9 protein-coding genes are annotated in these 13,246 nt (G+C 46.0%); 6 read left to right on the top strand and 3 right to left on the bottom strand.

All coding sequences use genetic code 11. The annotated features are described in order from the left end of the window. The first annotated feature begins 8 nt into the window (after positions 1–8). Together FM038_RS11840 and FM038_RS11835 are read left to right on the top strand one after the other, a co-directional pair. Positions 9–3,143, top strand: a complete 3,135-nt coding sequence (locus FM038_RS11840) for an efflux RND transporter permease subunit (protein WP_419555632.1) — start codon at positions 9–11, stop codon at positions 3,141–3,143. 305 nt (positions 3,144–3,448) lie between these two features. Then, on the top strand, positions 3,449–5,863 hold the full coding sequence (locus FM038_RS11835) for a Lon protease family protein (protein WP_142874895.1): 2,415 nt from the start codon (positions 3,449–3,451) through the stop codon (positions 5,861–5,863). Between the two features lie 114 nt (positions 5,864–5,977). Here FM038_RS11835 and FM038_RS11830 read toward each other — a convergent pair whose 3' ends face one another. Further along, positions 5,978–6,898 carry a manganese-dependent inorganic pyrophosphatase gene (locus tag FM038_RS11830; protein WP_142874894.1) on the bottom strand — a complete coding sequence of 307 codons (921 nt, stop codon included), beginning with the start codon at positions 6,896–6,898 and terminating at the stop codon, positions 5,978–5,980. Between the two features lie 229 nt (positions 6,899–7,127). Then, positions 7,128–7,934, bottom strand: coding sequence for a substrate-binding periplasmic protein (locus FM038_RS11825; protein ID WP_223293058.1), 807 nt, complete (start codon positions 7,932–7,934; stop codon positions 7,128–7,130). A gap of 207 nt (positions 7,935–8,141) precedes the next feature. Here FM038_RS11825 and FM038_RS11820 point away from each other — a divergent pair, with 207 nt between their 5' ends. Next, on the top strand, positions 8,142–8,561 hold the full coding sequence (locus FM038_RS11820; RefSeq protein ID WP_142874909.1) for a LexA family protein: 420 nt from the start codon (positions 8,142–8,144) through the stop codon (positions 8,559–8,561). A 49-nt stretch (positions 8,562–8,610) separates the two neighbouring features. Continuing rightward, a complete protein-coding gene (locus FM038_RS11815; protein WP_142874893.1) occupies positions 8,611–9,864 on the top strand; it encodes a Y-family DNA polymerase in 1,254 nt (417 codons plus the stop codon). A 4-nt stretch (positions 9,865–9,868) separates the two neighbouring features. Here the strand turns inward: FM038_RS11815 and FM038_RS11810 are convergent, their stop codons facing one another. After that, complete coding sequence (locus FM038_RS11810; RefSeq protein ID WP_142874892.1) at positions 9,869–10,243, bottom strand: cation transporter; 375 nt, start codon at positions 10,241–10,243, stop codon at positions 9,869–9,871. Positions 10,244–10,600: 357 nt separating this feature from the next. Between FM038_RS11810 and FM038_RS11805 the strand changes: the two genes are divergently transcribed. Further along, entirely contained in the window at positions 10,601–11,590 is a 990-nt protein-coding gene (locus FM038_RS11805; RefSeq protein WP_142874891.1) for a DUF4382 domain-containing protein, read from the top strand. A gap of 459 nt (positions 11,591–12,049) precedes the next feature. Continuing rightward, positions 12,050–13,243: an efflux RND transporter periplasmic adaptor subunit gene (locus FM038_RS11800; RefSeq protein ID WP_142874890.1), complete on the top strand. Its 1,194-nt coding sequence runs from the start codon at positions 12,050–12,052 to the stop codon at positions 13,241–13,243. Positions 13,244–13,246: the final 3 nt, after the last annotated feature.

Below are 13,246 nucleotides of genomic sequence, written 5' to 3'. Positions count from 1 at the left end.
ATAAAATCATGGATACAATCATCTCCTTTGCGCTAAAAAGGCGAATGCTCGTCCTCGGGATGACGCTGCTCATCGCACTGCTCGGTGTCTACAACACCTTAAAACTGCCTATTGATGCAGTTCCAGACATTACCAATGTTCAGGTGCAGATCAATACCGCTATCGCTGGTTATTCGCCGCTAGAATCTGAGCAGCGCCTCACCTATGTGATTGAAAATGCCATGGCGGGGATCCCCAGCCTTGACCATACTCGATCCATTTCTCGCTATGGCTTGTCTCAAGTCACAGTGATCTTCGATGAAGGCACTGACATTTACTGGGCTAGACAGCAGATCACTGAGCGCCTTCAAGGCATACGCTCAGAATTACCTGTCGAAGCGGAGCCTGCTCTTGGTCCTGTAAGTAGTGGACTCGGTGAAGTGTTTACCTATTCGATTCGTGCTATCGAAGGTGCAGTAAAAGAAGACGGTAGCCCCTATAACGCCGAAGACCTACGTACCATTCAAGATTGGATCATTCGTCCTCAGTTGGTCAAAGTGCCAGGTGTCACTGAGATTAATAGTCTAGGTGGTTATGAGCGTGAGTATCAGGTTGCCCCGGATCCAGGCAAATTACTGGCATTTAAGGTCACGATCAATGATGTGATAACAGCACTTGAGCGTAACAACCGTAATGCTGGAGCCGGGTACATAGAAAGAAATGGTGAGCAATGGTTGGTTCGCTCACCTGGACAGCTGAAAGATCTCGAAGAGATCCGTCAAGTCGTCGTGACCAAGCGTGATGATGCACCGGTACGTATTGGTGATGTGGCCGACGTGTTTTATGGCAAACAGCTCAGAACAGGCTCAGCGACGCAGAACGGTGAAGAAACCGTTCTCGGCACAGCCTTTATGTTATTGGGTGAAAATAGCCGCGTTGTCGCCAAAGATGTAGGTGACAGACTCAAGCTGGTTAATTCCAGCTTGCCTGAAGGTATCGTTGCAGAAGCTGTCTATGACAGAACGGCTCTGGTCGATAAGGCCATCGCGACGGTGCAGAAAAACCTGTTCGAAGGTGCAGTACTGGTCATTGTAGTCTTGTTTGCTTTGCTGGGAAATTTCCGCGCAGCACTTATCGCGGCGCTAGTGATCCCACTGAGCATGTTGTTCGCTATTACAGGTATGACAGCAAACCGCGTCTCGGGTAACTTGATGAGCTTAGGCGCCATCGATTTTGGTATTATTGTCGATGGTGCTGTGATTATTGTTGAGAATGCACTTCGTCGTCTCGGCATGGCACAACATCAATATGGTCGATTACTTTCCTTAGAGGAGCGCCTCAAAGTTGTCTTCGAGGCCACCCGAGAAGTGTTCCGCCCTGCCGTGTTTGGCGTGTTGATCATCATGTTGGTATATCTGCCTATTTTCGCCCTCAGCGGTGTTGAAGGGAAGATGTTCCACCCAATGGCCTTTACTGTTGTCGCGGCCTTGATTGGTGCGCTTATCTTGTCGGTCACTTTTGTGCCTGCAGCCATTGCGCTGTTCGTCAAAGGTAAGGTCAGCGAGAAAGAAAACTTCTTAATGGTCAAAGCACGCAGCATCTATGAGCCTGTGCTATTTTTCTCACTTAAGCGCCCTGCGATTATCGTGCTGACAGCCATCAGTTTGATGGCTGTTACCGGCTATCAAATGAGCCGTTTAGGCTCTGAGTTTTTACCTAAACTCGATGAAGGCGATATTGCCATGCACGCCATGCGCATTACGGGAACTGGGCTTGAGCAATCTACCGAGATGCAGAAAAAGCTTGAACTGGTTATCAGTGAACTCGATGAGGTCGAGCGGGTGTTCTCTAAAATAGGCACACCTGAAGTGGCGACCGATCCTATGCCGCCAAGTGTTGCCGATACCATTTTGATCATCAAGCCGCGCTCACAGTGGTCTGATCCAACTAAGACTAAAGCTCAGTTTATCGATGAGCTTAGAGAGCATGTTGAACAAGTCCCTGGGAATAATTACGAGTTTACTCAGCCCATCGAGATGCGCTTTAACGAGCTTATTGCGGGTGTGCGCGCCGATGTAGCCCTACGTATTTATGGTGACGATCTCGATACCCTTAAAGAGGCGGGTGATCGGGCCGTGGCTCTGTTCAAGCAGATTGATGGCGCAAAAGATGTTCGTGTCGAGCAGATGTCTGGCTTGCCGACACTGTCTATCGAACCTAATCGTGATCATCTAGCGCTATTAGGACTCACCATCGTCGACGTGCAACAGGCGCTGCAAGTTGCGGTGTCTGGTGTACCTGTCGGGCTTATCTATGAAGGCGATCGTCGTTTTAAGCTCGTCGTTCGTATGGCTGATGGTATCAGTCAAGACCTTCGGGCTTTAGAAAGTCTGCCAATTGCTCTGCCCGCTGAGCTTAATCCAGATCTTAGCTATGTCCCCTTGGGGGAAGTTGCTGACATCAAGTTTAAAGTTGGCCCTAACCAGATAAACCGCCAAAGTGGTAAGCGCCATGTTGTTGTGACCACGAACGTTGAAGGCAGAGATCTGGGGTCTTTTATTCAGGACACTAAGTCAGTCATGGGTAATGAGCTTAATTTGCCCAGCGGTTACTGGAGTGAATACGGCGGCACATTCGAGCAGCTTGAATCTGCTTCTAACCGCTTGATGATCCTTGTGCCGTTGACCTTACTGCTTATCTTCGGTCTGCTATATGGTGCTTTTGGCTCTATTCGAGATTCTTTAATTATCTTCAGCGGCGTGCCTCTGGCCCTAACTGGTGGGATATTAGCCCTTGTGCTTAGAGACATGCCACTATCGATTTCTGCAGCGGTCGGTTTTATCGCGCTATCGGGGATCGCCGTGCTAAACGGTGTGGTAATGTTGAGCTTTATCAAGGAGCTAAAACAGCAAGGGTTAGAGCTTATCGATGCGATAAAACAAGGCGCAAGTCAGCGATTACGTCCGGTAATGATGACAGCCTTAGTTGCCAGTCTAGGTTTCATCCCTATGGCACTGAATGTCGGCACCGGCGCCGAAGTTCAGCGACCGTTGGCAACCGTCGTCATCGGCGGTATCGTTTCATCAACACTATTGACCTTAGTGGTTCTGCCAGTGCTCTATCTACTGGTGTATCGCTTCAGTAATAAGAATAAGGCAGCGTAGAGCTGTGATCACTTCTTAATGGGTATATGCGGGGCTTTGCTCAAGTCAAAGCTCCGCTATTTTTGCGTCGTAATCATAAAATCCAACAGCTCCTAATTTAAAATAAACACTGTCATCAGCTATTTGAGTGATCGGCTTCTCTGCTTTTCCCTATCTATTTTGTCGACAAACCCACCTGAGTGTTTATAAAATGAGCGCTTAAACACTTTATTGGCTAGAATTCGCTAACTATCGAAATTAACTACTGAAATTTCAAATCTTCATGCCTACACTGAAATCATCAAGAGTCATATACGAGGTTGCCTATGCCAATATCTCCGTTATCCCCTCTAAGCAGTGACCAGCTTTACCGCAGTTCTGAGCTATCAGGCCTGGAGGCCGATTGTAAGTCGACTAAACACTTAACTCCCCTGGATGAAATTGTCGGACAGGAACGCGCCCAACAAGCCGTCGAATTTGCCATGTCCATGCCAGACAAAGGTTATAACATCTACGCCATCGGCCGTAACGGCTTGGGTAAGCGCACCATGGTGATGCGTTATCTCAATCGTCACGAGCCCAACGGCCGCGGTCATACTCTTCATGACTGGTGTTATGTGATTAACTTCGATGAAGCCCGAGTGCCTAAGGTGCTGAAGCTGTCGGCCGGCTCGGGGATCGAGTTCAAGAAAGATGTCGAGAAGTTCATCATCAAGCTGACCAAGGCGTTGCCTTTGGCGTTCGACAATGAGATGTATTATTCCAGCGCCGAGAAGCTCAAGAGTCAACTGTCGAACAGGCAGGAATCTGCACTTACAGGCCTCACTAAGGAAGCCAAAGATGCCAGTATCAGCCTGACCATCACGGCCCAGGGCAGTTATGAGCTTGTGGCCATGAACGGTGAGGAAGCCCATACCGACGAGACATTTAAGGCCCTGACCAAGAAACAGCAAGATGCCTTAGAAACCTCTATCGTCGAACTCGAATCTAAGCTCAGAGTCATAATCCGTCAATTTACCGTGTGGGAAGAGGAATACTCTGACAAGCAACAGAAGCAAGATGAGCAGGTGGCTCAGGATGTTCTCAGCCACCTGATGACTAAGCTCAAGGATAAATACAGCGCCATTCCGGCCGTTAAGAGCTATCTTGGTGCTATGCATAAAGACATTCTCGATAACTTAGATCTATTTCTCGAAGATAACGAGGAGCAACTGGCACTTTCTTATGCTTCTTTAGACAAAAAGATGCCCCGCCGCTATCAGGTCAATGTGCTGGTCAATCAAGACGACGGCAAGATGCCTATCATAGTCGAGGAGTCACCCAACTATCACTCCATCTTCGGTTATATAGAGAATGCGACCTTCAAGGGCACCATCTTTTCTGATTTCTCACTGATCCGCTCCGGCAGTCTGCACAAGGCCAACGGCGGCGTGCTGATGATAGATGCCGCCAAGGTATTGGAACAGCCCTATGTGTGGGACGGCCTTAAGCGTGCCCTTCGTTCGCGCAAGCTCAGTCTGAGTTCCCTCGAACGCGAAGTCACCCTGTCTGGCACCATCTCATTGGATCCCGAGGCTATTCCTCTGGATGTAAAAATCATCTTATTCGGTGATTATCAGACTTATCAGTTACTGCAGCATTATGATCCCGAATTTAGTGAACTGTTTAGGGTGACCGCAGATTTTGAAGATGTGATGCCACGTACCGAGAAATCTGAGGCCCTATACGCCAAGTTTATCTCCAGTATCGTCCATGGCAACAAGATGCTGCATTGTGATCGCAATGCCATAAAACGCATCATAGAATTCAGTTCTCGTCAGGCCGATGATCAGAACAAACTCTCCCTGCACTCGGCCGATATTGCCAACCTGCTACGAGAGTCTAATTACTGCGCTCGCGCTGTCAATGCCAACATGATCCGCGCCAGCCATGTCGAGCAGGCCCTGCACAATCATGAGATGCGCGTATGCCGACTCAAAGACAATGTGATGGAGAGTTTCATTACAGGCACCACTCTTATCAGCACAAAAGATCATGTCGTCGGACAGGTCAATGCACTGTCGGTTATCGCGACCTCGGATCATCAGTTCGGTGCGCCGAACCGCATCACGGCAACCACGGCATTCGGTGAAGGCAAGGTGTTCGACATAGAGAGAAAAGTGGACTTAGGCGGTAGCCTACACTCCAAGGGCGTGATGATCTTATCGGCCTATCTGGCATCCTTGCTGGGGAAGACCGCCAAGATCCCCCTCACCACCCATATTACCTTCGAGCAATCTTACGGTGGTGTCGATGGTGATAGCGCCACCATGGCCGAACTGTGTGCCATAGTGTCTTCGTTTTCTAATCAGGCGATCAGACAAGATGTCGCCATCACAGGCTCGATGAATCAGTTCGGTGAAGCCCAGCCTATCGGCGGTGTTAACGAGAAAATAGAAGGCTTCTTCGATGTCTGCACTATCAAGGGACGTACTAACACTCAAGGGGTGATTATTCCTAAGACGAACATGCAGAACCTGATGCTGCGTAGCGACATTGTCGAGGCGGTCAAGAAAGGCAAATTTAATATCTGGGCCATTGACCATGTCAGTCAGGCCATCGAGTTGCTGACAGGTATCGAGTCCGGGATTAATCTAGACAGAAAGTCGAAGCAGCTCGATGAGCATCCAGCAGATTCGGTATTAGGTCTGGCCCAAGCACGCTTGAGTAAACTAAGAGAGACATCTCCAGCCTCAACTTAAGAGTGAGCATTTAAAACCAAGCATTCCACGGACAAAATAAAAGGCCGAATCATTGCTGTTTCGGCCTTTCAATTCTGTTTACTTAACAGTGGTTAACTGTCTATAAAGATCAGTTTAAGCCAGTGCTTCCTGTAGCTGAGGCACAACTTGCTTCTTACGGCTCAATACACCCTCTAGCCACACGCGGCCATTCTCGGTAGTCTTACCGTAGGCACGCTCGGTCAGAGTCGCATCATCACTGACGATCAATAGCTCAGAGCCCTCTTTCATGATGTCGGTCAATAGCAATAACATACTATGGCGTCCACCTTCAGCTTTTAATGCTGCGATATCAGCTTCTAGTTCAACCTTTATATCATCAAAAACGGCTAAATCGATAACTTCCAATTGACCGATACCGACTAGGTGACCATTCATTTTGAAGTCTTTAAAGTCACGCATAACAAGATCACGTACTGGTGTACCTTCGACTGCAGACTTAACTCTGAACATATCCATGCCCAACTCTTTAAAGTCCTCGATGCCAGCGATTTCAGCTAACGCTTCAACACACTTGATATCGGCAGTTGTGCAAGTAGGAGATTTAAAAATAACCGTGTCACTCAAAATTGCACACATCATGATGCCAGCGATATCTTTGGTGATCTCAACATTGTGGAAATCGTACATCATCTTGATGATAGTATTACTACAACCCACAGGGCGGATCCAACACTCTAATGGCGTCGATGTGGTTAAATCACCTAGCTTATGGTGATCAACAATTCCAACGATTGTCGCTTCGGCGATATCATCCGGCGCTTGAGTCAGCTCAGAATGATCGACGATAAAGACCTCTTCACCGGCATAGCTGGTTTTAAATTCTGGCGCTTCAAAACCAAATTTTTCTAAGATAAATGCGGTTTCAGGTGATAGTTCACCTAAACGAGCAGGAATAGACGGCTCACCGATCTGATTTCTAAGGTGTGCAAGTGCAATAGCACCACAAATTGAATCTGAATCTGGGATCTTATGGCCCACTACATAAACTGACATTGATAACTCTCCTTTAATTACCGTTATTCTACCAAATTCATCTCATTTGAAAAACATTAACTGACAATAAGCATGCCAGAGCAGGTTTAATCATGAAGTTAAGTGAGTGGCTAAGCAAAAAATGTCGAAAGTCGCAGGTAGCGAGACCTTGTAGCAGGAGTGATTTGTACCTCAGTTTTTCAATTAAAGGCACATTGATGACGAAATGGTAGAATTTTTGTACCCGAGCTTAGCGCAAAAAGTCGTTGACGATTTTTTGCATTTCACCTGTTCTGCGCATATTGTATATAGCGCTATCGAGTTGCTTCTTAAAATCTTCTTTAAATGGGTACTTTCCTTTATCCATGTTGGTAAAACCGACAAAGCCTTGCTCTATACTCACTGTGGCACCTTCCATTAGCACTACGTGTTTACCAGCTTCATCATACTCGCCAGTTAACTTGAGTTGTTTAAGCTCCCACAAAATAGAGATCCTGTCATTGAGATAGCAATCGATACGCTTAAGCCCCAACTGTAAAATGTTTTCTCGGTTTCCTTTCACCTCGCTGACACTGATTTCTCCCTCCTTGACCGCTTGCCAGAAAGCGTCGCCTCCTAAATGAAACCCCGCGTTAATACCGATAACGAGTCCATAATAATCTTCAGGCCAATTCAACCTCAGCGCCCTGAAAAATAGCTCTTCTCGGCACATGACAATCACTCTTTCATCCAAGATAGGCATAGAGTAAGGCCAGATATAAGGTCTTTTTTCGAGATGAAAATAGGGAGGGTAAATGGCAAAACCTTCACCATTTTCAATTAAGCGCAAGCCTCGCTTCCAAGGAACGGCGACAAGATTAACCTTATAGCCTTTCATTCGCGACACGCCGACCTTGATAATTTGAGTGTAAATGCCCTTCAGTTCCCCCTCTTCGAAGTAGGAATAAGGTGGATAATTTGCATCGGCATAAATAGTCACCTCGATATCTTCGGCTAACACCATTGTCGATAACCACAAGGATAGGCTAAGTGCCATCAACATCTGAAAACATTTCACGGTACTCCTCCATTAGTTTCAAACACTCATAAACGCCTCTCCTGTTTATAAATGTAGTTTACATCGACTATTTCTGCTTTTTAATACAAGGAGATGCAGCCTAGTTCTCAAAAGGGCTAAACAGCAGATCGAAAAAGATTGCCTACATGAAGATTACTGCTAAACTTATCACTGTATAAACATACAGTTAACAGTGAAGTAACCATGATGAAAGTGATCTCTATATCGGCCAGTGCGGGTATTACTGGTTTCGAGAGCCCAGCTGCCGATTACAAGCAATTGCCCTTAAGCTTAGATGAGTTACTCATAGAGCATCCCAGCGCCACCTTTATTGGCCAAGCCAATGGAGGCTCAATGCAGAATGTCGGCATTTATGACGGTGATATCCTTATCGTAGACAGGCATGTAAAAGTGCAAAACCAAGATGTGATAGTGGCAAATTACAACGGTAACTTTGTTTGCAAAATAATTGATACCAAACGGCGATTATTACTTTCTGCTAATGAAGAAAATCAACCTGTTGCCATACATGAGTATGACCAATTCAGTGTCGAAGGCGTCGTGATCCGCTCCATTCGCTGCCATCGCCCTAACCCGCTGCTGACAAATACACCAATGCGCAAATAGGATGGTTTTCATTGAAAATAATTGACTGCAATAATCATATGAAACGCTTATGTTTGCCTTAGTCGATGCAAACTCTTTCTATTGCAGCGCAGAGCAAGTATTTCGTCCCGAATGGCGTGGCCGTCCAATTGTCGTACTATCAAATAACGATGGCTGTATTGTGGCGGCAAATCGCCAAGCTATCGATGCTGGGATCCCCAAGTTTGAGCCTTATTTTAAAATAAAAGCTCAATGTGACCGATTCGGCGTTATTGCCCTTAGCTCAAACTATGAATTGTATGGTTCACTGTCCAATAATATGATGGAAGTCATTGGCCGTTTCGCTCCCGAACAGCATATTTACAGCATCGATGAATCATTTCTGTCATTTAAGCGCTGTTATCCCGCCATTCCTTGCCTGATAAAACAGGGGGAAATGATAAGGCGTGCAGTATGGAAAGAAACCCGATTAGCCGTGTCTGTGGGCATGGGCGAAACCTTAACTTTAGCTAAGATAGCCAATCATGCCGCTAAGAAACTCGCAGACTACAATGGAGTCTGTGTCATCGATAACTCGGCCCAACGAAAAGCGATTCTCTCGCAGATAAAGCCAAGTCATGTCTGGGGCATTGGTCGGCGCTTATCGAATAAGCTGGATCTGATGGGAATTAAATCGGCCTACGCACTCTCTCAAATGGCACCTGGACTGGCCAAGAAACAGTTCAGTATCGAGATGGAGCGTACGGTACGAGAACTTAATGGGGAACCTTGCAAGGGTTGGGATCAGGCCAGAGCAGATAAACAGCAGATATTCTCTACCCGCAGCATGGGAGAGCGGATCACTGATTGTACCTCGCTGCAGCAAGCACTCAGTAAACATGCCGATATAGCCACCAGCAAGTTAAGAGAGCAAGACTCGCTATGCTCGGTGATGATTGTTTTCGCTTCGAATTCTCCCTATGACGAACAGCCCACAGGATTTAAGTTCACCCATAGATTCGCCTTCCCTACCAATGAAATAGGTGAGATCACTCAAGTCATTTCTCGTATTGCCAAGCAACATTTTCGCACTGGAGTTCGCTATTATAAAGTGGGTGTGGGTTTGATTGACTTAAGTAATGAAACCAATAATCAATTGGATCTCTTTGCCAGCCCTAGAAACCCCGAACTAATGAAGGTCTATGATTCACTTAACCATAGATACGGCTCTCACTCAGTGTTTATGGCGGCCCAAGGCATTACGCCCAAATGGCACATGAGGCGAGAATTGCTGACGCCACAATACACCACTTGTTGGCAAGATATCCCTAAAATTAAGTGTTGATTAACTAATGTTTCCTGCTTCCTGGTAGAGCCTTAGGTAAAGCATTATTGCAATAGGGATCATGCTCAGAATTGTCTTTTACATTTTGATCGACATATTTGTAATAACCCTCTTTCACTCTGGTCCACATACTATGAGATAAGTCAGCCCCTTCCTCTTGAATAAGTTGCTGAAACAGGTCAAGATCACAATGTGTCGCATCATAAGCCAAATTTAATGTCGCCGTGTCCTCATCAAATGACACACTATCAATGCCGATAATTCGATCGATCTTATCTAAGATGACTTGCTTATTCTTAGCTGTGATCCCCTCTAATTTTAAATGCCTGACAACAAGGTTAACTTCTTTAACACCGCCTCTGTGGTCTAAATCACTCATTTGACATTCCTCATTTAGGTTCTAAAAGAAATAGCTGATTTTATAATTATTTGTAAGGGACCAAATCATCATCTCACAGAAAAGAACAGGACTTTAACTATTTCAACTCAATTTTGACACAGATCAATAACGGCGAAACAAGTTCAATTTCGCAGTGCAACCTCACTTTACTCAGTCATTACCATATCAAAGCTTATGCCATTTTCACTCGGCTTATCACAGCAAAACAAACCTAACGCCAGCAATTAGACCTTAGTCGTAACGCGGTCAACCTTTGATCCATCATTGATACAGATCAAAATTCAGCACCTACAAAGGAGTAGCATTAGAAAAAATTCATATAAAGTAGACCCCACAATGAAAACAACTTCTGCACTCTTAGTATCCTCTTTCCTACTGTTCAGTGCCTGTGGAAGTGATGGCACCGATCCTAAAAATGAACCTGTACTGTCAACGGGTCAGTTGTCCTTGGGCATTTCAGACTCCCCCATGACTGGAGTGTCACATTTAGGCTTAGTTTTGAATGAGCTCATTATGACTGATGCTGCTGGTGTCATACACAAGCATGATCTGCAAGGTATGACATTTAACCTGCTGGATTTTCAGGGGATGGACAGTCACAGTGTGATCTCTGGCATCGAGTTTCCTGAGGGAAATTACCATGATGTATATATCACGACTCGCCAGGGAGACGGCAATCAGAGTTGTTACGTAGAGGATGGTCAGGGACGCCACGGTCTTCATGTGACTGATGGACGACTTCCCGTTATGGATTTTGATTTAGTCCAAGGCCAACATCTTTCACTCACGATGGAGATAGACCTCTATCGCGGGCTTTCATATCATCAAGGGCAATATCAGCTGAACCATGAAGGAATGTGGAGTGTTGACAACCGCTATATGGGCCACTTAATAGGAGAAGTCGACCCTCAATGGATAGCAGACTGCGAATCCACATACTCAAGCACAGATCCCATAGGTGGTCAGTTTACCCATTTAGCTTATCTATATCCCAATACCGTCACTGGCATAACTCAGATGGCAGATATGGCAACGATGACTGCACCTGAACGTACAACGCCTTCTGCGGTAAGTCCTATGATGCAAGATATTGACGGTAACTGGCACTTCGCCATGGGATACCTGCCGGCGGGCGAATACCGAGTAGGCTACAGTTGTTTGGGACATCTGGATGATCCAATAACCGATGATATCAGTAATGGCACGTTTGTGATGTTTAAAGATTCTGGCTCTATCACCATCGAAACAGGTTCTCAGGGCGGGCAAGAAACGGTTCATCAATGCGGCAATGGCAATGGTGGCCATCATGGAGGTGGTCACCATTGAGGTGGTCACCATTGAGGTGGTCACCATTGAGGTGGTCACCATGGTGGCTAGGTACGGTAAATAAATGAGTGTGAATTCGGGCTTCTTATAATATAGAAGTCCAATTTTTACTCTCTACTCTACCTTCTACTATGACGCGCAGACCCGTTATTTCAATATAGAGTAACGTCCCAACTAAAAGGCTAACCAAGTGTTAACAAGGGGTTTAAATAAGAGATAAAAACAACCCCTTTAAAATCATGCTATTAACATCGAAAAGTAATCTAACAACTCCTACCTAGCTCAGTTACATCAATGACATACATTTTTACACAATCAAGATGTAACATTGATCCAGATCATTTAACATATAGCAGTTAAAAATTCTTTCGCCGATGTATAAGCAAAGTAAGCCAAGTCACTAAAATAGCTTACTTTGCTGTAAAACAAAAATCCAGGCTTCAACAAGAGGAAGTGTTCGTGGCTACAAAAAAACAGATTATTTTGCCTATTGTCGTATTATCCCTCGGGATCGGTGGTTTCCTTGCTATATCAGCATTGAAGCAGCCCCCCCAAGAGAAGGAAGCGGTAGACAATACGCCTTTGGTTGCCGTTAAACAGGTTGAATTCAGCCCTATGACCTTTACAGTCAGCTCTTACGGCGTGGTCAACGCAAAGTATGAAACTGAACTGGTTTCTCAAGTTAACGGCGAGATCATTTACTTGTCCGAAACCTTCGTTCGTGGGGGCTTCGTTAAGAAAGGCGATATTCTCGCCAAAATAGATCCCAGTGATTACGACGCCGACCTTATCGATGCTAAGGCGAGCCTTGCCTCGGCAAGAGCGACTTTAGTGCAGGAAAAAGCGTTCGGAAAGGTCGCCGAAGAGGAGTGGAAACGCATTAAGAATGGCGTCCCCTCTGAGCTAAGTCTACGTAAACCCCAGCTCGCCCAAGAGATAGCCAAACTTAATTCTACCGAAGCAGGCCTTAAACGTGCTATTCGCAACGTCGAACGTACGGTGATCAAGGCGCCCTATGATGCCCTCATTGAGAGTCGCAACATTGGATTAGGTTCTTATGTGAGCATGGGAACTCCCCTTGGTAAGGTATTAAGTACCCATAAAGCCGAAATTCGTTTGCCTTTGGCAGATAAAGAGATCCAATACCTGATCAATAAAGGTAAGCATGCCCAAGTGACTCTCGTTGCCGACTTAGGTGGCAAACAGCAAGAATGGAGCGGCACCATAGTACGTAGCGAAGGGGTTGTCGATAAACTCAGTCGCATGACCTATCTGGTCGCCGAAGTCCTGGATCCTTATGGTTTAGCATCCAAAAAGAGCGAACTCAGATTTGGTACCTATGTTACCGCCAACATTGCTGGCACTCAGGCAGGTGATGTCACTGTGCTGCCGAGACACTTGATTGTTAACGGGCAAATTGCCGTACTCGGTGATGATAAAAAGCTCACCTATAAAACGGTTAACGTTATCCGTCAATTCGGCGCCGAAGTGGTGATCTCCGAAGGATTAGATCAAGGCATGAATGTGATCACCTCAGCCCTCGATTATCCGGTCGAAGGGATGCAACTCGCGCTACCGGAAGACAAACTGCTGCAGCAAGACGATGACTCCGAAGAGTCTAAGACGCAGCTCGCCATGGAAGAGAAGGAATAATCC

The organism is Shewanella eurypsychrophilus, assembly GCF_007004545.3.
Taxonomy (GTDB): Bacteria; Pseudomonadota; Gammaproteobacteria; order Enterobacterales; family Shewanellaceae; genus Shewanella; species Shewanella eurypsychrophilus.
Note: the sequence above shows the minus strand (reverse complement) of the source record. Positions and strands in the feature narration are given on the sequence as shown.

Coding starts and splice junctions, on each gene's coding strand:
- FM038_RS11840 (WP_419555632.1), top strand. CDS start 9: ATGGATACAATCATCTCCTTTGCGCTAAAAAGGCGAATGCTCGTCCTC.
- FM038_RS11835 (WP_142874895.1), top strand. CDS start 3,449: ATGCCAATATCTCCGTTATCCCCTCTAAGCAGTGACCAGCTTTACCGC.
- FM038_RS11830 (WP_142874894.1), bottom strand. CDS start 6,898: ATGTCAGTTTATGTAGTGGGCCATAAGATCCCAGATTCAGATTCAATT.
- FM038_RS11820 (WP_142874909.1), top strand. CDS start 8,142: ATGAAAGTGATCTCTATATCGGCCAGTGCGGGTATTACTGGTTTCGAG.
- FM038_RS11815 (WP_142874893.1), top strand. CDS start 8,611: ATGTTTGCCTTAGTCGATGCAAACTCTTTCTATTGCAGCGCAGAGCAA.
- FM038_RS11810 (WP_142874892.1), bottom strand. CDS start 10,243: ATGAGTGATTTAGACCACAGAGGCGGTGTTAAAGAAGTTAACCTTGTT.
- FM038_RS11805 (WP_142874891.1), top strand. CDS start 10,601: ATGAAAACAACTTCTGCACTCTTAGTATCCTCTTTCCTACTGTTCAGT.